Source organism: Autumnicola aciditolerans (genome assembly GCF_041679265.1).
Taxonomy (GTDB): Bacteria; Bacteroidota; Bacteroidia; order Flavobacteriales; family Flavobacteriaceae; genus Autumnicola.
Map to the genome: position 1 here is coordinate 1 of NZ_JBGFSM010000012.1, position 19,562 is coordinate 19,562.

The window sequence follows — 19,562 nt, forward strand, 5'->3', positions numbered from 1 at the left end:
TTGTTTCTTTAATAATCGAATGTTTGATTTCATATACAAGTTGACTTTAGTGGTCAACCTATATCAGGGACATACAAGGGTCATTTTTCCACTTTCCACTTTCCACTTTCCACTTTTCACTTTTCACTTTCCACTTTCCACTTTCCACTAATAAAATATCGTAACTTGGTTTTCAAATAAATTCAACAATGAACTACTATATTTTGAATTATATTCTTGAGAAAAATTATCTTGAAGAGCGCGGGAAATACAGGACAGAACATTTAAACCTGGCAAAGGAAGCCGCGCAAACAGGTACGGTTGTTTTGGCAGGTGCTTTAGATAATCCTGCAGATGAAGCAGTTTTAATTTTTAGGGCAGAAAACGAAGAAGCGGCAAAGACTTTTGCTGAAAGTGACCCTTATGTAAAAAACGGACTCGTAAAAGAATGGAGTGTTAGAAAATGGAATGTGGTTATAGGAAATGACGTTGCAAATTGACAATTGAGAACTGTGCTTAGTTTACCAATGGAAAATCGTAAATCAGGTAGCATTCATTGTCCATCATTAACCCTCCATTTTCCATTTTCCATTGTTCATTGTCAATTATCTTATTCTGCTTTAATTACCACCGGCATTTTAAAAACGGTGGAAACGGGAATTCCTCTTTTGCTGGCAGGATAAATTTTGGGAAGGGAATCTATGCTTTGGTACAGCCATTCTTCAATTTTTGGTAATTGCCTGGTAAGGATGGTATCCATCGATGCGATGGAATCAATTTCAGGCTTACCCTGTTTGCTTATCTCAAGATAGATCACCAGGGTATCATCTATACTTTCGGTAACTACAGGCTGTTGTCTGGCGAGATAGGCATAAATATTTTGCGCCACTTTTGTCTCAAAGCACTCTTTAGCCCCTGACAGTTCGGTTTCCTGCCGGCAGTCTTCAAAGGCGGGATACTCATCAACTTCCTTCCAGTTTAGCGCCTTGGATTCCTGGTCTAAGACTTCTTCCGAAGAAATTTTTTTGGTTTCAAAGTTACAGGCAGATAAAATAAGTAAGGAGAAAACAAGAAGTAAAATTCGTTTCATTACCAATTTGCGGTTAGGCTTTCAGCAAAAGTAATGAAAATGAGAGGAATCTAAAGATATACTATTTTTTACTCCTTCGCTTTTTCTGCCATATGGATTTCCTTTTTAATATCACTTACCCGGTTCCTGGCCAGGTAAATCATGCCTTCATTCCCTTTTGGATCGTACTTGTTTAAATAAGCTTTATAATAGTTCATCCGGGTTTCCAGGTCTTTAAAATAATTATCGGCTGCAATTGCCCGTTCATACATTGCCCGCTCATTATCAGGGTTTTCTTCTAAAGCTTTTTCCAGGTACTCCAGGGCATCCTTGTATTTTTCCATTTCTTTATATGTGAGGGCGAGGCTGAGGAATTCGGCATCTACCGGCTGCTTCTTAATAAGAATAGACATTAAAAGATGGGTTTCAGATTTCTCCAAATCCCCGGTCAAGGCGTACAGTTTGCCAAGTGAATAATGCGTGGCGGCATTCCTGTCTTCAAAAGTAAGGGCTTGTTGGTAATTGTGGATTGCTGCCTTATACTCCATAATCTGATAATACGCAAAAGCGAGTTTACTGTAGATAAATTCACTTTCTTCACCAAGTTCCAGCAGTCTTTCATACTGCGGAATAGCTTTTTCGTATATCTGAAGTGCGGAATAGGTTTGTGCCAGAATTGAAAGCAAAGACCGGTTATTTGGATTGGTTTCTAATCCCTGTTGGCAAAAGTGTTCTGCCAAAGTGTACTTCCTGTGCCGCAAGGCATCCTTGGCCAGTTTATATAAAGCTGCCTGGTGCGTTTCGTCCAGGCTTACCACTAGAAAAAAATGGGCCATCGCCGTACTATCTTTCTGCTTTTCCTTAATCAAACCAAGCTGATATTGAAAACTGGCATTTTTAGGATATGCTTCAGTTAAACGGGAAAACAAACTGTCAGCCTTTGGTAAATTGCCACTCCGCATCAAAAGCTTTCCATAATCTAAAACCGTTAAGAGCCGGTTGGGATTTTCAGCTAAAACCTTCCGGTAATTTTCAAGGGCTTTTTGATAGTCTCCGCCAGCTTTATAATATTTTGCAAGTTTTAGAAAAGTTGCTTCGGAAGCTTCGCTCTTGCTGGCAACTTTAATGGCTTCAGCGTATTTGCCCACCGCGTATAAACTGTCGGAAAGAGCGAGAGCCGAAGTTTGCGCTCCGGCCCCGCAGGCTGTTAAATAAACAATGAATAAGAGAAAAAACCTACTCATTTACCTGAAATACTATTGGAAGGGAATACATTACCCCTACTTTTTTACCATTTTGTTTTCCGGGAGTCATCACAGGAAGCCTGTTAATTACGCGCTCGGCTTCTTCCTCAAGTGCAGGGTCGGCCGCACGGGATCTTACCTGCTGTATGCTGCCATCTTCCCCTATTTTAAACTGAACAATTACCCGGTTTGTTCCTTTTAGGCCAAGTTTTTTGCCAAGGCTTACATCAAAATTGTCATTGACGAATTCTGATATTTTTTGAGAAGTACATTTTTTCCTTTCCTCGTTGGACTCAATTCCTTCGCAACCGGGAAAAGCCGGAACTTCCTCTATTACCGAGTAAGGAACATTTCCTCCCGCTGTAAAATTAGAAGAAGCGCTTTTACCGTTGTTCCTGGTTACCGCAATACTGGAATTTGCACTTTTAGGGTTTCCATTCATAGTTATGGTTTTATTCCCATCTGTAATTTCAATGGAGCTGTACCCCGCATCAGCAGACATTTCAGCAAAGGCATCAGTTAAGTTTTGCCGCTCTTCAGCGGTAAGGTTCTCGAAATCCTTCACCTCTAAATGAAGAACTCCTTTCTCTACCTGTGCGGTTTCGATTTCTTCAGAAGCCTGATCTTCAGAACATGCCACATAGGTTAACATTAGCATCATTAATGGAATAATTACCAGGAATTTGAATTTTGCGATTGTAGTTGATTTTGATTTTTGTAACATAACGATTCGTTTTTTGACCTGCCCGCCGGAAGGTAAAAGAAAGGTTCTTCCAAAAAGGGTCAGGCGGGTTAATGAATGATTAAAAAATTGATTGATAAATGAAATATTCTGAGTGCTGAAAGCCGAATTCAGCAGTTGTTCGTAATACGTCTTTTTTCCGGTGGTTTTCACCACTTCTTCGTCAGCCAGGAATTCATGAAGCCCGGCAATCCTGGATTGATAAATATAGATTAGCGGATTAAACCAGAAGATAATTTTCAGCATTTCAAAGAAAATCAGGTCCCAGCTGTGCTTCTGCTTTACGTGCACCAGCTCATGCGAAAGGATTTGTTCTTTTTCTTCTTCCGAAAGCTGGTCGCCAAGAAACACGGTGCTAAAAAACGTGCAGGCTACACTGGAATCAGGTATTTCAATGATCCTGAAATCTTTTTCTTCTGAAATTTTCCTGAACCGGAACATCCTGTTAAGGCTGTTGTACTTTTTTAAAAACAGGAACAGGCTTACCACAAATCCGGTAAAATAAATTAACAGCCACCAGTTTAGCTGAAGTCCCTGTGCTGCAGCAATATTTACGGCAGGTAACTGTTCTATTGCCTGACTTTGCTCTCCAATTACCACTGCCGGCAACATGATGCGGGCATTCTGCGGAACGGCTTCTGCAAGAAAATCCAGTTTTAGTAAAGGTAACAGCATGGAAATTACAGGGGTTAGCAGTAAATACCATCTGTTATAGCTAAAGAAGGTCTCCTTTTTAAGAAGCAGCTCGTACGCCAGCAAAAAGCAAAGCTGGAAGAACAGGATTTCAAGTAAATAGTGTAACATAGCTTATTTTTTTGGTTCCGTTTAAGGATAAATTTAAATTTTGAAGACAATGGGCAGGGAGTACATCACGCCCACTGTTTCGCCTTTTTGTTTCCCTGGATTCATTTTTGGTATAGCCGAAATTACCCGCTCGGCCTCCTGTTGCTGCATTTTTCGTGCTTCAGGCTCAAGGCCTGGAGTTACCGCCCTTGACCGTACATCAGTAACTTTTCCGGTTTTGTCGATTTTAAATTGCACCACAATGCGATTATCATTTAAGCTGCTATATTCACGCAGTGCCTCTTTATTAAAATTATCTGCCACAAAAGCCGTAATTTTTTCGGTCGTGCATTTTTTTCGTTCATCATTAGAAGTTAATTCTTGACATCCGGTAAAAACAGGCACCTCATCTACCACGGCAAAGGGAATGGGTGATAATTGTGGTTTTGGATGGCTTTCTTCGGTCTGTTTTATTTCTGTGGTATCCTCGTTATGTATAATCCCCTTTTTCCGCATACGCCACATAAGTAAGCATAAGCAGCATTAATGGAACCAGGATAGAATACCTCGCTTTGGCAATAGCTTTTGATTTTGATCTTTTCAACATAATAATTCGTTTTTTGACCTGCCCGCCGGAAGGTAAATAGAAGCTTCTTCCAAATAGGCTCAGGCGGGGTAATGAATGACTAAAAAATTGATTGATAAATGGGATATCCCGGGTGCTGAATGCCGAGTTCAGCAGTTGTTCGTAATACGTCTTTTTCTCGGTGGTTTTCACCACTTCCTCGTCTGCCAGAAACTCATGAAGCCCGGCAATCCTGGTTTGATAAATATAGATTAGGGGATTAAACCAGAACAAAATCTTCATGATTTCGAAATACAAAAGATCGGCACTGTGGTTTTGTTTTACATGCGCCAGCTCATGCGGCAGGATTTGCTGTTTTTCTTCTTCGGAAAGCTGATCGCCCAGGAAAATGGTGTTAAAAAATGTACAGGCCAGCCGGGAATTGGGAATTTCAATGATTTTGAAATCTCTTTCTTCTGAAATTTTCCTGAACCGGAACATCCTGTTTAAATCGCTGAATTTCTTCAGAAACAAATAAATACTCACTAAAACTCCGCCGGCATAAATAAGCAACCACCAACTAATATGAAAGCCGTTCCATGCTGTAGCGGCAGCTTCAGGATTTCCGCCTAAAACTACTTCAGGCAGCATTATTCGTCCCGTAGCCGGAACAGCTTCTGCTAAAAACTCGAATTTTAGCAATGGCAACAGTATGGCAAGTAAAGGTGTTGCTAATAAATACCACCTGTTGGCGCTAAAAAACGTTTCATTTTTAAGCAAGAGTTCGTAAACCGCTAAAAAGCAGCATTGGAAAAGCAGTATATCTATTATATAAGGTAACATTAGTCTTCTTCTTTTTTGTTGATTTCCTTTAAAATCGCTTCAAGGTCTTTGGTGTCAATTTCATTCTTCTTCATAAAAAAGGAAAGCATACTTTTAAAAGAACCGTTGAAATAATTGTTAATAAGCTTATTCATGCTCTGGCTGCTATAGGTTTCCTTTTCCACCACCGGAAAATAGATATAACCTTTCCCCTGCTGCCGGTGATCTACAAATTCTTTGTTTTCAAGAATCCTTACAATGGTGGAAACCGTATTGTATGCCGGTTTTGGATCTGGCAATTCTTCAATTACAGAAGCAACATTTGCTTCTCCCAGTTTCCATAGCACCTGCATGATCTCTTCTTCTGCTTTTGTTAGTTGTTTCATGTTTACAGCGTTGAAATTTCCACTTTTAAGGGAATCAGTTTTAAAATTTTAGCTAAGTCTTTTAGCTTTTAAAGAACTACACCTCAAATATAAACTAAATATTTAGTTTAAACTAATATATTAGTTATAAAATTTAAAAAAATGTGGTTTACAGCAGCTTTAAATCCCCTGAATCCCGCCACCACAGAGCTTTACCGGTTCCTACATTAACTGAATCGCAAGGCAGTTTAATTCTGTTAAATAAATTCCAAATCTGTTCATTATGCGCAAATTCCGAAGAAGAACAAGTAATTTTAAGGAAATCCTCTGAAGCATTTTCAGAAGAAAAGACGTCGCAAACCATGAAAAAAATAATCACCCTTACTGTAAATCCAGCGCTGGATATATACACGCATGTAGATAAAGTAGAACCCGAAAAAAAGATGCGCTCCAATTCCCCTAAAAAAGATCCCGGCGGCGGCGGCATAAACGTTTCCCGGGTGATTAAACGTTTGGGCGGGGATACCAAAGCAATTTACACCTGTGGCGGATTTACAGGCAAGGTCTTTACCGGTCTCCTTAAAAAGGAAAATATAGACCTGGAAGCTGTGGAGGTTAAAAACGAGATGCGACAGAGCTTCGCCATTCATGAAGATGCTACCGGCGACCTCTACCGGATTGGTTTTCCCGGGGAAGAATTACTGGAGTCTGAATACCAGGCGCTGCTGAAAAAACTTGAAAACATTTCCGACGCAGAATTTTTAGTAGCCAGCGGCAGCCTTCCTCCCGGTCTTCCGGAAGATTTTTATGCTCAGGTTGCAAAAATTGTCAAAGACAAGAATATGAAATTTGTACTGGATACTTCAGGCAAGGCTTTGGCTGCAGGTTTAAAGGAAGGGGCCTTCCTTGTAAAGCCAAACCTGGACGAGCTTCAGGATCTAAGTGGCAGAAAAGCTGAAAGTATGGACGATAGAAAAGAAATGCTGCAGGAAGTACTTCACAAATACTCGGTGGAAATTATCGTGCATTCCCTTGGCCCGGACGGTGCTTTTTTAGCCACCAAAGATGCCGTAAAGCATTTTGCGGCTCCAAAGGTAAAACCCAACAGTTCTATAGGTGCCGGGGATAGTATGGTGGGCGGTATAATGTTTAGCCTTGCCTCCGGGAAATCGCTGGAAGAGGCTGTAAAATATGGCCTGGCCTGCGGCAGTGCCACCTTAATCTCCCCCGGCACAGAATTGCTTCAAAAAGAAGACGCCGAAAAGTTTTATAAAGAACTCAGCGATTCCTGATTTTTCTTATCTTGAAAAAGGCCAATAATCAATCCTAAAATTAAAAATCATGTCACATCAGTTGCCATCGGCCCTGGAGCACGAAAAAGAGCTCCGGGAAAAATTCAACAAAATAAAGCCATTGTTCTTCCTGGACTTCGACGGGACTTTGGCTCCTATCGTAGAACATCATGAAGACGCGGCCATTTCAGAAGAAATGCGCGAGCTGGTACTCCAACTATCCAAAAAATATCCCACCGCCGTGGTAAGTGGCCGTGGGATGAAGGATGTGAGCCAGCGGGTAAATTTACCTCAGCTTTATTATGCCGGCAGCCATGGTTTTGAGATTTCAGGTCCGGGAAATTTTCTTAAAGAGAATGATGAAGCGCAAAAGGTATTGCCAAAATTTGACGAAATTGAACCCTTGCTTCGTGAAGAGCTGAAGGATATTAGAGGGGTTGATTTTGAGCGGAAAAAGTTCACCCTTGCCATTCATTACCGCCAGGTAAAAGAAGAAATGGCAGATGAAGTTCACCACCGCGTGGCCACTGTCCTTAAAAGTTACCCCGATCTTAAGAAAGCTGACGGAAAAAAGGTAATTGAAATACGCCCTTCTATAGACTGGCACAAAGGCAAGGCAGTGGAATTTCTAAAAACCCAACTGGGAGAAAAAGATCAGGATTATTCGGTATATATAGGTGATGACGTTACAGATGAAGATGCCTTTAAATATGTAAAGCACGGGCTGGGAATTTTGGTTGGAGACCATGGCCATGAAACTTCAGCAGATTATGCCCTGAAGGATCTTGATGAGGTAAAACAATTTTTTGAACTATTGTTGAAATAATAAGCCACGTCTTACTTCACCCGATTTAAATGGATATTATCTTCTTTAGTATTGCCGCTTTTTTTATGCTTCTTGGCATTTTAGGCAGCATTCTCCCGGTACTTCCTGGAGTTCCGTTTAGCTGGCTGGGATTATTGATATTTTACCTTGCGCCTTCAGTGCCGTTTAATTATTGGTTCCTTGGCATTAGCCTGGCTGTTGCCATTCTTATTTATGTTTTGGAGCTGGTAATTCCTGCAATAGGAACTAAACGTTTTGGCGGCACCAAAGCCGGAATGATAGGTACTACTATTGGTCTTATTGCCGGCATCTTTACCCCAATTCCTTTTGCTATTTTAATTGGTCCCATTGTGGGTGCTTTTATAGGCGAAATGATTAATAAAAGTGATTCCAAATCTGCACTAAAAGCGGCATTTGGTTCTTTTATAGGTTTTCTGGCCTCCAGCTTTATGGAATTTATGGTTAGCCTGATTTTTCTAATCCTTTTCCTAATGAAGTGCTGGAACTATAAAGAACTTATATTTTAAAACCCGCCAAATCTCTTTAGCGGGTTTCCAGGCAGTAAGCCAATTTTTGCTGTGAACTAAAAATTTTAATTACTACCCCTTAAGATCTTTATTTTGATCTATATATCTTCCTAAAAAGCGGGGTTATCTCCGGAAGAAAAATGATCAGGAACAAAAATAAACATTCCTATTTTTTCTTTTCATAAATCCTGCCAATCTGTTTGTTTTATGATGCACTTCCCTTTCAGCTTCTGCTTTAAAAAAGAATATTTAAAAAGGTTAATTTTAGGCTTCCCCTTTATAAGGCTGCAAAAGCACCTACAAAAGGCTGTTTTAGAGCATTTAATTAACATAACTTTACTTTTCTTTATTAGAGCTTTAATCCTGCCCCTTTGCTATTTTCCTTAATTTTAATCCACAATAAAAGCTATAAACCAAAAAAAACAATTATGGCAGAAATACATGTTGAAAAGAAAAAGCCCGTATGGCCATGGGTTCTATTAATAATTATTATAGTCCTGGCGCTACTCTACTTTTTTGTATGGGCAGATAATGATACAGATGATGTTTCAGAAGAAGATAACATCGAAAAAATTGAACAGTATGAAACTGAAGATTATGCCAGCAATGATTATCCTGAAAACGCAGTGGGCGAATATTTAAGTTATGTAGACCGCGGCAGTGATGATGACCTGTTGGGAGATGATCCGCGTTCACAACAAAAAGCAATGATGCTGCTTTTGGAAGCCGTTGAAGAAAAAGCCATTGAACTTAACCGCAGTCCTGGTCCAGAAATGGAGAGCATCAGCCAGTGGGATGCCCAAAAACAAATAGACAGTATTAAACAAACAGGAAAGGTAGTGGTAGATAATTTAGAAAACATTCAAAAAGAGCAATATCCAGCTTTGCAAGATGATGTTGCAGAGTTAAGAGCAGACCTGGATGAACTGCCTGTAAACCAAAGCCAGGATGAGCGTAATCTCTTCCTGAGTGACTTTTTTACCAAAGCCGCCGATATTTTAAGACAGATGGATGCAGAAATTAATAGCACCCCCATGTCCCGCTCCGGAGTAGATACCTCAGGATATAGTACAGAAATAGATACTATTAGTGCAAACCAATAGCTATCCTGCTAAGATTATGTTATGAACAAATGACCGTCTTCACCCTACTGAAGGCGGTTTTTTAATATCGGATCTTGGAAAAGTGTTATGCTTTTGCAAAAAATTTGAGCGCCACCACCAGAAGCTGTAAATTCCGCTTTCAGAATCCTTTATGAAAGAACATTATCTCATTTTAGCGGGATTAGGCCTGGCTACTTTAATAATGGCCTGGTTACCTTCTGTTTCCAAAAAAATTAAAATAAGTTCTCCCGTTATCCTTATACTTATAGGATTTTTGTTGTTTGCGGTAGAAATCCCACTACCCTGGCCGGATCCCCTTTGGGCAGACCGCGCTTTAATGTATTTTTCTGAAACTATCGTAATCATTTCGCTTATGGGCGCCGGTTTAAAAATTGGCACCAGGTATAACTGGAAATCATGGAAGCGTCCGCTGCTGCTGGTGTTTGTAACCATGCCTCTTTGTATGGCCGGTGCTTATTTCCTGGGCACCTATTTTCTCCTGCTCTCTGTACCCTCTTCGCTTTTGCTTGCAGCTGTACTCGCGCCCACAGATCCCGTACTGGCTGCCGATGTGCAACTGGACGATCCGGACAGAGAGAAAAAATACAAGGGCAAAATCAGGTTTGCGCTAACTGCAGAAGCCGGCCTTAATGATGGGATGGCCTATCCTTTTTCTTACCTGGCCGTGCTAGTGGGACAGGCAGGAGGCTGGGCAGCCTTTAATTTCAAGGAATGGCTTTGGGATAAACTGCTTTTAAAAATTGTTATAGGCGTAATTTTAGGATTGCTCATTGGCCGCGGAATTGGCCTGCTGCTTATTGGCTTCCATAAAATTACCGGTGTAAAAACCTTTGATGGCTTCCTCGCCCTTTCCCTTACTTTTATGACTTACGGGCTTACTGAGCTTCTGCATGGTTATGGATTTCTGGCTGTTTTTTTTGCCGGGCTTAGCTTGCGCTACTATGAAAAAGTAAGTGGGGAGTACAAACAAAAAATGCACGATTTTGTGCATGAAATTGAAAGACTGCTCCTGGTAGTATGGATTATCCTGTTTGGAGGTTCCATCCTAAACGGAATGCTAACTTTAACCAATTGGAAGGCAATAGTTTTTGCCTTGATATTTGTGCTTTTTATAAGACCGCTCGCAGGAATGATAGCCATTGCATGGGGCAAAAGGGAAAGCTTTAAAGAAAAACTGGCGATTAGCTTTTTGGGGATTCGCGGGATAGGTTCTGTTTTCTACCTATCCTGGGCCTTTTTACAATTTAATGGCTTCGAATTTAAAAATGAACTCTATGCCATTACCGCTTATGTAATCCTTATTTCCATTATTATCCACGGATTTACCGCACCCTCCATAATCCAGTATTTTAAAAGAAAGACCGAAAAAGAAAGGCAACAAAAGGCTCAGAACAAAGCAGGATAAGCTTCAAAAATTCTACTGTTCAAAAGATAATTGCCGTGTTATCCATTCTCCAAAGAGCTGCTAAAAGATTTAGTGGTAAAGTTTAATAATCCTATTTTTGCCCTGATGGAACAAACCCGGGATTTTATTATTATTGGGGCAGCACAGGCAGGCTTATCCATGGCTTATTTTTTAAAAAAAATGGGCAGAGATTACCTGCTTGTAGATAAAGAGGAGAGGATTGGCGCCTCGTGGCTCAACCGCTGGGATTCTCTCACGCTTTTTACTCCTTCGGAATTTAACAATCTTCCGGGCATGAATTTCCCCGCTCCTAAAGGCTATTACCCTTCCAAAGAAGAAGTCGCGGAGTATTTTAAGGCTTATGCCGAAGAATATAATTTTCCCATACAATTCAACACGCTTATCACCGAAATAACCGGGGAAAATAATTTTTTTCTGCTGAAGAGTCCGCAGGGGAATTTAAGGGCGAAAAATGTAATTATCGGCACCGGCCCTTTTCACATCCCTTATACACCGCCTTTTGCCAAAAAACTCGATAAAGGCATTTTTCAGGCCCACAGTAATTATTATAAAAATCCGCAACAACTAAAAGAAGGCAACACCATGGTTGTGGGGGGCGGGGATTCCGGTTTTCAAATCCTGGATGAAATTTCCAAAAAAAGCACGAAGAAGGTATATTTTTCAGGAGCTACAGATGTAAACACCCTTCCGCAGGAAATATTTGGAAAAACGCTTTGGTGGTGGTTCACAAAAACAGGATTCTTAAGTTTTAGCCGTGACTCCTGGCTGGGCAAACAAATAAGAAAAAGCAGGCAGCCGGTTATTGGAACAGATGTAAAAGCTATATTGAAACGAAAAAATGTATTTCCTGTAGGCAAAACCAAAAACGCAGAGGGGAAAATTATTATTACCGAAAAACAAAAGCTGTATAACATTCAAAATATAATTTGGGCAACCGGATACAGGCCTAATTTTAGCTGGATTGAGGATTTGGAACTCAATAAAGATGGCTATCCAAAGCACCACAGGGGCATCAGCAATATTGAAGGCCTGTACTTTATTGGACTTCCCTGGTTACATACACGTGGCTCGGCCACCCTGGGAGGTATAAAAAAAGATGCCGCATATCTTGCTGAGCACTTCAAGTAATTTGATTTACCAGCTTTAAGCTCCTGCTTTCGTTAAAGTCTTTTTAAAGGTTTTGCCGGCTGCCACTATTCCTTTACATTATAGCCTAAATAAAAAAAGCTATGAAATATAATTTATTAGGAAACACAGGACTTAAGGTTTCTGAACTTTGCCTTGGCACCATGACTTTTGGAGCTAAAGGAAGGTTTAAAGACATTGGAGGTGTAGAACAAAAAGATGCTGACAGCCTCCTGAAACAAGCCTTGGACAAAGGCGTTAACTTTATTGATACTGCAAATGTCTATTCTGAAGGAATTTCAGAAGAAATTACCGGGAAAGCCATAAAAAATTCAGGAGTGTCCCGTAAAGACCTCATTCTGGCCACTAAAGTGCGTGGCAGTATGGGAGAAGGTGTAAATCAAAAAGGTCTCACCCGCCACCATATTATCAACCAGGTAGAAGAAAGCCTGAAAAGGTTAGATACAGATTATATAGACCTCTACCAAATGCATTCTCATGACCCGCTCACACCTATAGACGAAACTTTGCGTGCTTTTGATGATTTGGTACGCAGCGGGAAAGTGAGGTATATAGGCGCCAGCAATGTGGCCGCATGGCAGCTAATGAAGGCGCTGGACCATTCAAAATTTAATCATTTGGAACGATTTGCTTCCCTACAGGCTTATTATACCATTGCCGGTAGAGACCTGGAAAGGGAAATTATTCCTTTGCTGCAGGATCAGAAAGTTGGTTTAATGGTATGGAGCCCGCTGGCCGGGGGCTTGTTAAGTGGGAAATACGACCGGGATGATGCTAAAAAATCTGGCGGACGCCGGGATGATTTTGATTTTCCACCGGTAAACAAGGAAAGGGCTTTTAATATCCTTGACGTGCTAAAACCAATGGCTGAAAGCAAAAATGCATCTGCTGCCCAGCTTTCTATTGCATGGCTACTACAGCAAGCTGCAGTTACAAGTGTGATAGTGGGAGCTAAAAATGCAGACCAGCTGGAGCAAAATTTAAAAGCTTCTGAAATAGAATTTTCCAAAGAAGAACTGGAAAAATTAGATGAAGTAAGCAAACTTCCCGCAGAATATCCGGGATGGATGCTGGAATTTACCAGCCAGGACAGGCAAATATAAACCTGTATGTTATTAGCTGCGGTAAACTTGATCTTAACAATAGTTTAAGTGCACGCGGCAGCTAATTTCCTTATTTTTAAGCAATACACTGAGAAAGGGCCTTTTAAGGTCCTTTTCAATTTACATAAATTACAGTAAAATGGCTCATCAACCCAACCAAATAAAAGGGATCAAAAAACCCACCCATATAAAATTTCCCGGCTGGAAAAAGATTATCTTAAGAGTTAAGGATCAAATTGCTGAGGATAATGTTTCTATTGTTTCTGCAGGAGTGGCCTTCTATGCTTTTCTTGCGGTTTTTCCCGCTATAGTGGCGTTAATTTCTCTCTATGGCCTTGCCGTAGATCCTCAGCAAATCCAGGGACAGTTGGCGCAAATTTCCGGTATGATGCCACAACAGGCTTATGAGATCCTGCAGGCCCAGGTGGAAAATTTTCTGGCCACTCCGGGCGAAGCTTTGGGTTGGAGTACGGCCATTGGGATCCTTTTTAGTTTGTGGAGTGCAAACAAAGGCACAAAATCACTATTTACGGGAGTAGATATTGCCTATGGAACCGAGAAACCCCGAGGATTTATAAAAGAAAATGCTCTCACCCTGTTATTCACCTTTGGTGCTGTGGTGCTTGTACTTTTAAGCATGGCATTTATAGTGGTCTTTCCCGCTTTTGTGGATCAGCTGGGGCTTCCATCTACGGTACGTACTTTAATTGGCTGGGGCCGGTGGCTGGTACTGGCACTTGTGGTGATCTTTTTTCTTGCAATGGTTTACCGCTATGCGCCGCCACACCATACTCCCCGCTTCCGGTGGGTTATTCCCGGTGCTATCCTTTCTACTTTCTTATGGTTAATAGCATCCTGGGGATTTTCATATTACGTGAGCAATTTTGGAAGTTATGGCAAAGTTTATGGCTCCATTTCAGCTATAGTGGTATTGCTGATGTGGCTTTACCTCACCAGCTTTATCATTCTCATTGGAGCTGAATTAAATTCGGAAACAGAAAATTACATCCGCCACGATACGAATGTGGAAAAGTAATTTTTTCTGCGGAAAAAATGCCGTATGGCTGGCTTAACCTTCAAATCCTTGCACCTTTATATTATCTTTGCCGCTTATGAGCAAATTGGTACAGATTTCGGTTTTGCCCCATCAGCAGGAAGATAAAGAAGCTATTTTAAAACTCGCTTTAGAAAAATCTAAGCTGAAAAATTCTGCTCTTGGAGACTGGCGAATTCGAAAACGCTCCATTGATGCAAGGAGAAAACCTGTAAAACTTAATTTACAGATTGAGCTTTGGCTGAAAGATGAGGTAAAGGAACAAATTCCCGCTTATTTGCCACAGCAGGTAAATAATTCCAGGAAAATTGCCATTATCGGGGCGGGACCCGCAGGCCTTTATGCGGCACTGCGTTGCATAGAAGCCGGATTAAAACCCGTTATTTTTGAACGTGGAAAAGATGTGCGGGCACGCCGGCACGATCTTGCAAAGATAAATAAGGAACATACCGTAAACCCGGAATCCAATTATTGTTTTGGCGAAGGTGGCGCAGGAACATATTCTGATGGTAAGCTCTACACCCGTTCTAAAAAACGTGGGAATGTGCTAAAAGCTTTAGAATGGTTTGTACATTTTGGCGCCAATCCCGATATTCTTGTAGATGCCCATCCACATATTGGCACCAATAAATTGCCGAAGATTATTACCGCAATGCGGGAGGCCATCATTGAGGCTGGCGGGAAAGTTCATTTTAACTCAAAGCTTACCAATCTCAGGATAGAAAATGGTGAAATTAAAGCCATAGAAATCAATGCTGAAAAATGCCATAATTTTGATGAAGTGATCCTGGCTACAGGACATTCGGCCAGGGATATTTTTTATCTTCTGCATAAAAAAAAGATAAAAATTGAAGCCAAAGCATTCGCTTTAGGAGTACGAATTGAGCACCAGCAAAAACTTATTGATAAGATTCAATATCACGGCGATGATGAAAATCCTTATTTGCCGCCTGCTTCCTATAGTTTAGTAGAACAGGTAGACGGGTTGGGAGTGTATTCCTTTTGCATGTGCCCCGGCGGAATTATTGCGCCCTGTGCCACTGCGCAGGAAGAAGTGGTTACCAACGGCTGGAGCCCGAGTAAACGCAATAATCCTTATTCCAATTCCGGCATTGTGGTAAGTATTCAACCTGAAGATTTGCCAGATTTTAAGCCTGATGATCCTTTTGTATGCCTGGATTTTCAAAAAATGGTAGAACATAAATGCTGGGAAGCTGCTGGCAGAACTCAGCAGGTGCCGGCACAAAGAATGATAGATTTTGTGGAAGGAAAAGTTTCTGAAGATTTTCCAAAAACATCTTATCAACCGGGAATTGTAAGTGTGGATTTAAATAAGGTTTTGCCCCCGCTTATCGCCACCCGGCTGCGCAAAGCATTTGTGTTATTTAGTAAAAAAATGAAAGGATATTATACCAATGAAGCCGTATTGCATGCCCCGGAAAGCCGTACTTCCTCCCCGGTTTCCATTCCGCGTAATCCTGAAACGCTGGAGCATATTGAAATTAAAGGTTTATATCCCTGCGGCGAAGGTGCGGGTTACGCCGGCGGCATTATTTCCGCAGCCATAGATGGGATAAATTGTGTAGATGCGATAGTGAGAAAATAGTTGGGAGTTCAGGAACAATTCAGCATTCAACATTTAACATAAATAAAACCGCTCCCATCCTTTTCAGGGACGGAAGGCCGAAGGAAGTTCTAAGTTCGGGGCTGGGAATTTGTTGTGGGTTGTAAGTTGTCAGTTTAATTTGCCACCCTCACTTTTTCAACTTCTAATTTCCAACCTCTAACCCCACTTTAGACTTTAAGCCTTACCCCCTTAACCAACCTTGGATCTGGAGCAGTTTCCTGGCGGGAAATGGAAGTAATGCTGATGGAAATATAATCCAGTTCCTCCACCACCTTCCCCCGGCACAGGTAAATCCCCTTATTCCGCAGCGGATATTTTTCTGCAGATTCAGGAAATTGAACGGTATCAAAAATCTCGGCATTTTCATCATAAAAAGTTCCGAAGTACATAAATTTTCCATTTACCGTACCTGTTTTTTTTGCCGTGATCAGGTTTCCGTAAATCCCGACTTCTTTTCCTATATATTTCTTCAATTCTTTTGCTTTCACCGCAGGTTTCATTGGATTTTTCAGCAAATCAAAATGACTACTTAGCGGGAATCCCAGCAATTCCATCTGGTCGTAAGCTTCAATTAAGCGGGAAAATTCAAATTCCGGCAGGTCAAAATCTTTATGCTGCGGCTTAAATAATACCGCCTGGGTGGATTTGGGTTTGCTCTTGCTTAGTTTAAAATGCGCTTTCCACAGCAAATGATACTTATCCAGCCCCGTAAACCTGAAGGCATTTATCTTCAGCAAAATGCTTAGCTGCTCAACAGAAATATAAATACGGTCTATAAAATCGTCCAGCGATTTGAATTCCCCAAAAAACTGCCGGTTTTCTATAATCTGCTGTACCACTTTTGTCTCCAGTTCTTTAATATAGCCAAGGCCCAGGTAAACATCTTTTCCGTAGATCGTATTAGGATGATCGCTCTTATTAATACAGGGCGCATGCACGGTGCCACCGCATTTTCTTATCTCCTGAATATAAGTTTCCACGGAATAAAACCCGCCGCCGTTATTGAGCGCGGCCACCATAAACTCCAGCGGAAAATACTTTTTTAAATACAAACTCTGGTAACTCTCCACCGCGTAAGAAGCGGAATGCCCCTTCGGAAAAGCATAGCCGGCAAAAGAAGAAATCTGTTCCCAAACCTCTGTGGTCAGTTCTTCAGAATAGCCTCTTTTTTTACAATTTTTCCTGAAGGTTTCTTCAATTTTGTGCATCTGCTCTTTGGAAGTTTTCTTACCGCTCATCCCTCGCCGCAACACATCGGCATCGTCCAGATCCAGCCCTGCAAACCTGTGGGCTACTTTCATTACATCCTCCTGGTACACCATCACGCCATAAGTATCTTCCATGATGTCGTACATCACAGGATGTGCCTGCTTCCGCCGTTCGGGATCGCGATGGCGTTTGATAAATTCCTCTTTCATGCCCGCGCTGGAAATCCCCGGCCGTATCACCGAACTGGCCGCGACCAGGTTTTCATAATTATCGGTTTGAAGCTTTGTGAGCAGCCCGCGCATGGCGGGAGATTCCACATAAAAAACACCCATACAATCGCCCACTTTCAGCAGATCGTTTATTGCCGGATCATTTTTAAATGCCGACACATTTTCCATATTTTCAATATGCGCACCGGGCTGGTTGCGCTCAATAATTTCAATGGCATCTTTGATTTTCGAGAGTCCGCGCTGGGCCAGGATATCAAATTTATGGATACCCACTTCTTCAGCAATATTCATATCAATCTGGATGGTGCGAAAACCTTTGGGTGGCAAAAAAGTCCCGGCATAGTTATGAACATCATCATTCAGAATTAAAATTCCGCCGGAATGCACGCTCAGGTAATTGGGGAAACCTTCAATTAGAGCACTATACCTTAGCACCAGTTTTTCCAGCTCATCCAGCTCTTTATAATTAAAAAAACCGGCAGAAAGTTTATCGATTTCTTCCTTCGGAAGTCCAAAAACTTTTCCCAGCTCCCGCGCCACCGCCCGCCGCTTAAAAGTCACATAAGTTCCCATAAGCGCGGTATTTTTATAAGTCCTAAAAATATAATTTGTCACCTCATTGCGGTCTTTCCAGGAAAAATCGATGTCAAAATCTGGCGGCGACTTGCGGTTGGCGTTGATAAAACGCTCAAAATAAAGGTCCAGCTCAATAGGGTCTACATTGGTAATCCCGATAATGTAGGCCACGATGGAATTGGCCCCGCTTCCCCGCCCTATTACCGGGAAATTTTGAGATTTCGCATATTTTACAATTTCCAGGTTGATCAAAAAATAGGAGACAAAATCCAGTTTTATAATCGCAGTAAGCTCTTTTTCCACCCGGTCATAAACTTCCTGTCCTGCGCCGGGATAGCGTTTAGGAAGATTTTGGTAACAACAGGTACGTAAACGCACCTCATCTTCCCCTTTATTTTTTCCCAACACCCTCAAATTCCTGTTCTGCCCTTTTCCAAATTCAAATTTCACACTGCAGCCCTGCATTAGCTTTTTAGTATTTTCAAGAATATGAGGAAATTCCTTAAATTCTGCTTCCAGTTCATTTAATGGGCGCATTTGATGCGAAAAAGAACCTTGTTCGCTTTTTGGTAATTTGCTTAACAGCGTGTTGTTATCTATTGCCCGTAACAGCCGGTGGGCGTTATAATCTTTTTTACTGCGGAAGCTGACGCTTTGCAGCAGCACCAGTTTTTCCTTAAACTTTTTATATTCTGAAAATTGCAGTTTTCGCAGGCTTTCTGCAGAAACCCCGATAAATTCATTTTCCCAGAAATTTTCTTTCTTCCGGGCCATCAGCTTTTCCAATGGATAGATGATAAAGCAATCCGGCAACTGCGGGGCATCGGCTTCAAAATCTTTTTCGGCATGTAGATAATGGGAAAGATGTTCATTGAGCTGCCGGAAACCTTCATTATTTCTGGCAATTCCTACATACTGCTGGGTTACTCCATTCCTGAAGTCGATTCCTACTAGCGGAATAATATCATAATTTTCGACAATTTTCAGAAATTCCAGACAGGCCGAAGTATTGTTGATATCGGTAACCGCCAGGGTTTTTACTCTATTTTTTACTGCAAGCTCACATAAATCTTCCACCGGGAAGGTACCGTAGCGTAGGGAGTAGTATGTGTGGCAATTTAGGTACATTTTTCTGTTGTCTGTTGTTTGTGTTTTTTTGTTGTGGGTTAAATAAAGTTCAAAGTCGGGAGTTCGGAGTTAGAGGTCATGCCAGGCTCGATGTAGCTCTAACTTCCGCTATTTTATAATTTTGAATGATGAATTTTGAATTGTTATCTGTTGCTCTCCACTTTCCACTGCAAAAATCCCGCAGAATTCGCTAATATGCAGAAGTCATTTTCTCTGTAACTCATTACCTTTTCTACTTCTAATTTTCCCCTTTCCCCTTCACTTTTCACTCCAAAAATTCCGCAGAACCCGCAAATTTTCGCAGAAGTCATTTCCTCTTTAGCTCATTAACTTTTTTACTTTTTAGATTAACCTTCCCAACTCGTACCTCGTACCTCGTACTTCTAACTTCCCGTAAAACCAATCCACAGCTTTACGCAAAGCATTCCCTCTTTAACTCATTAACTTTTTAACTTTCTAATTTTTCTTTTCACTTTCCACTCCAAAAATCCCGCAGAATTCGCTAATATGCAGAAGTCATTTTCTCTGTAACTCATTAACTTTTTTACTTTTTAGATTAACCTTCCCAACCCGTACCTCGTACTTCTAACTTCGTACCCTGTTTCTTACATTTTTTCAAAGCTATAGGCTGTAAGCGATAAACCTTATCTTTAAATTTTACAACGTGAACTTTCCACTCTTCACTTTTTCTATTCCAAATCACATTGTCCATTCTTCATTATCGA

The 19,562-nt window shown here is 41.2% G+C and carries 17 protein-coding genes; 10 read left to right on the forward strand and 7 right to left on the reverse strand.

The features are described 5' to 3' along the window. Nucleotides 1-188 precede the first annotated feature (188 nt). Nucleotides 189-479 carry a YciI-like protein gene (locus AB8M93_RS13110; protein WP_373058391.1) on the forward strand — a complete coding sequence of 97 codons (291 nt, stop codon included), beginning with the start codon at nt 189-191 and terminating at the stop codon, nt 477-479. 110 nt (nt 480-589) lie between these two features. Here AB8M93_RS13110 and AB8M93_RS13115 read toward each other — a convergent pair whose 3' ends face one another. From AB8M93_RS13115 to AB8M93_RS13140, 6 genes are all read right to left on the reverse strand, one after another. Next, nucleotides 590-1,069: a hypothetical protein gene (locus AB8M93_RS13115; RefSeq protein ID WP_373058393.1), complete on the reverse strand. Its 480-nt coding sequence runs from the start codon at nt 1,067-1,069 to the stop codon at nt 590-592. 68 nt (nt 1,070-1,137) lie between these two features. Further along, complete coding sequence (locus AB8M93_RS13120; protein WP_373058395.1) at nt 1,138-2,292, reverse strand: tetratricopeptide repeat protein; 1,155 nt, start codon at nt 2,290-2,292, stop codon at nt 1,138-1,140. Next, the gene (locus tag AB8M93_RS13125) at nt 2,285-3,838 is read right to left on the reverse strand and encodes a M56 family metallopeptidase (protein ID WP_373058397.1); all 1,554 of its coding nucleotides are present in this window, start codon (nt 3,836-3,838) and stop codon (nt 2,285-2,287) included. Before AB8M93_RS13125 ends, AB8M93_RS13120 begins: the two co-directional genes overlap by 8 nt. 33 nt (nt 3,839-3,871) lie before the next feature. Beyond that, entirely contained in the window at nt 3,872-4,333 is a 462-nt protein-coding gene (locus AB8M93_RS13130) for an energy transducer TonB (RefSeq protein WP_373058400.1), read from the reverse strand. Continuing rightward, nucleotides 4,308-5,225: a M56 family metallopeptidase gene (locus AB8M93_RS13135; protein ID WP_373058402.1), complete on the reverse strand. Its 918-nt coding sequence runs from the start codon at nt 5,223-5,225 to the stop codon at nt 4,308-4,310. The genes AB8M93_RS13130 and AB8M93_RS13135 overlap by 26 nt, the downstream gene beginning before the upstream one ends. After that, on the reverse strand, nt 5,225-5,590 hold the full coding sequence (locus AB8M93_RS13140; protein ID WP_373058404.1) for a BlaI/MecI/CopY family transcriptional regulator: 366 nt from the start codon (nt 5,588-5,590) through the stop codon (nt 5,225-5,227). Before AB8M93_RS13140 ends, AB8M93_RS13135 begins: the two co-directional genes overlap by 1 nt. A 341-nt stretch (nt 5,591-5,931) precedes the next feature. Between AB8M93_RS13140 and AB8M93_RS13145 the strand changes: the two genes are divergently transcribed. The 9 genes from AB8M93_RS13145 (at nt 5,932) to AB8M93_RS13185 (ending at nt 15,673) form a co-directional block, all read left to right on the forward strand. Then, complete coding sequence (locus tag AB8M93_RS13145; RefSeq protein ID WP_373058406.1) at nt 5,932-6,861, forward strand: 1-phosphofructokinase family hexose kinase; 930 nt, start codon at nt 5,932-5,934, stop codon at nt 6,859-6,861. Between the two features lie 49 nt (nt 6,862-6,910). Next, nucleotides 6,911-7,687 carry a trehalose-phosphatase gene (gene otsB, locus AB8M93_RS13150; RefSeq protein ID WP_373058408.1) on the forward strand — a complete coding sequence of 259 codons (777 nt, stop codon included), beginning with the start codon at nt 6,911-6,913 and terminating at the stop codon, nt 7,685-7,687. Nucleotides 7,688-7,716: 29 nt separating this feature from the next. Next, nucleotides 7,717-8,214, forward strand: a complete 498-nt coding sequence (locus tag AB8M93_RS13155; RefSeq protein WP_373058410.1) for a DUF456 domain-containing protein — start codon at nt 7,717-7,719, stop codon at nt 8,212-8,214. A 428-nt stretch (nt 8,215-8,642) separates the two neighbouring features. Further along, the gene (locus AB8M93_RS13160; protein ID WP_373058412.1) at nt 8,643-9,317 is read left to right on the forward strand and encodes a hypothetical protein; all 675 of its coding nucleotides are present in this window, start codon (nt 8,643-8,645) and stop codon (nt 9,315-9,317) included. A gap of 151 nt (nt 9,318-9,468) precedes the next feature. Next, nucleotides 9,469-10,743: a cation:proton antiporter gene (locus tag AB8M93_RS13165; RefSeq protein WP_373058414.1), complete on the forward strand. Its 1,275-nt coding sequence runs from the start codon at nt 9,469-9,471 to the stop codon at nt 10,741-10,743. 105 nt (nt 10,744-10,848) lie between these two features. After that, complete coding sequence (locus tag AB8M93_RS13170) at nt 10,849-11,892, forward strand: flavin-containing monooxygenase (protein WP_373058634.1); 1,044 nt, start codon at nt 10,849-10,851, stop codon at nt 11,890-11,892. A 101-nt stretch (nt 11,893-11,993) separates the two neighbouring features. Further along, nucleotides 11,994-13,013 (forward strand): aldo/keto reductase, encoded by a 1,020-nt coding sequence (locus AB8M93_RS13175; protein WP_373058416.1) that lies wholly within the window; start codon nt 11,994-11,996, stop codon nt 13,011-13,013. A gap of 139 nt (nt 13,014-13,152) precedes the next feature. Continuing rightward, on the forward strand, nt 13,153-14,049 hold the full coding sequence (locus AB8M93_RS13180) for a YihY/virulence factor BrkB family protein (RefSeq protein ID WP_373058418.1): 897 nt from the start codon (nt 13,153-13,155) through the stop codon (nt 14,047-14,049). Nucleotides 14,050-14,125: 76 nt separating this feature from the next. Continuing rightward, nucleotides 14,126-15,673, forward strand: coding sequence for an NAD(P)/FAD-dependent oxidoreductase (locus tag AB8M93_RS13185; RefSeq protein ID WP_373058420.1), 1,548 nt, complete (start codon nt 14,126-14,128; stop codon nt 15,671-15,673). 188 nt (nt 15,674-15,861) lie between these two features. Here AB8M93_RS13185 and AB8M93_RS13190 read toward each other — a convergent pair whose 3' ends face one another. Then, nucleotides 15,862-18,837, reverse strand: a complete 2,976-nt coding sequence (locus AB8M93_RS13190; RefSeq protein ID WP_373058422.1) for a DNA polymerase III subunit alpha — start codon at nt 18,835-18,837, stop codon at nt 15,862-15,864. Nucleotides 18,838-19,562: the final 725 nt, after the last annotated feature.

What these genes read in the sequence shown, in the direction of transcription:
- AB8M93_RS13110 (WP_373058391.1), top strand. Translation starts at nt 189, where the DNA reads ATGAACTACTATATTTTGAATTATATTCTTGAGAAAAATTATCTTGAA.
- AB8M93_RS13115 (WP_373058393.1), bottom strand. Translation starts at nt 1,069, where the DNA reads ATGAAACGAATTTTACTTCTTGTTTTCTCCTTACTTATTTTATCTGCC.
- AB8M93_RS13120 (WP_373058395.1), bottom strand. Translation starts at nt 2,292, where the DNA reads ATGAGTAGGTTTTTTCTCTTATTCATTGTTTATTTAACAGCCTGCGGG.
- AB8M93_RS13125 (WP_373058397.1), bottom strand. Translation starts at nt 3,838, where the DNA reads ATGTTACACTATTTACTTGAAATCCTGTTCTTCCAGCTTTGCTTTTTG.
- AB8M93_RS13130 (WP_373058400.1), bottom strand. Translation starts at nt 4,333, where the DNA reads ATGCGGAAAAAGGGGATTATACATAACGAGGATACCACAGAAATAAAA.
- AB8M93_RS13135 (WP_373058402.1), bottom strand. Translation starts at nt 5,225, where the DNA reads ATGTTACCTTATATAATAGATATACTGCTTTTCCAATGCTGCTTTTTA.
- AB8M93_RS13140 (WP_373058404.1), bottom strand. Translation starts at nt 5,590, where the DNA reads ATGAAACAACTAACAAAAGCAGAAGAAGAGATCATGCAGGTGCTATGG.
- AB8M93_RS13145 (WP_373058406.1), top strand. Translation starts at nt 5,932, where the DNA reads ATGAAAAAAATAATCACCCTTACTGTAAATCCAGCGCTGGATATATAC.
- otsB (WP_373058408.1), top strand. Translation starts at nt 6,911, where the DNA reads ATGTCACATCAGTTGCCATCGGCCCTGGAGCACGAAAAAGAGCTCCGG.
- AB8M93_RS13155 (WP_373058410.1), top strand. Translation starts at nt 7,717, where the DNA reads ATGGATATTATCTTCTTTAGTATTGCCGCTTTTTTTATGCTTCTTGGC.
- AB8M93_RS13160 (WP_373058412.1), top strand. Translation starts at nt 8,643, where the DNA reads ATGGCAGAAATACATGTTGAAAAGAAAAAGCCCGTATGGCCATGGGTT.
- AB8M93_RS13165 (WP_373058414.1), top strand. Translation starts at nt 9,469, where the DNA reads ATGAAAGAACATTATCTCATTTTAGCGGGATTAGGCCTGGCTACTTTA.
- AB8M93_RS13170 (WP_373058634.1), top strand. Translation starts at nt 10,849, where the DNA reads ATGGAACAAACCCGGGATTTTATTATTATTGGGGCAGCACAGGCAGGC.
- AB8M93_RS13175 (WP_373058416.1), top strand. Translation starts at nt 11,994, where the DNA reads ATGAAATATAATTTATTAGGAAACACAGGACTTAAGGTTTCTGAACTT.
- AB8M93_RS13180 (WP_373058418.1), top strand. Translation starts at nt 13,153, where the DNA reads ATGGCTCATCAACCCAACCAAATAAAAGGGATCAAAAAACCCACCCAT.
- AB8M93_RS13185 (WP_373058420.1), top strand. Translation starts at nt 14,126, where the DNA reads ATGAGCAAATTGGTACAGATTTCGGTTTTGCCCCATCAGCAGGAAGAT.
- AB8M93_RS13190 (WP_373058422.1), bottom strand. Translation starts at nt 18,837, where the DNA reads ATGTACCTAAATTGCCACACATACTACTCCCTACGCTACGGTACCTTC.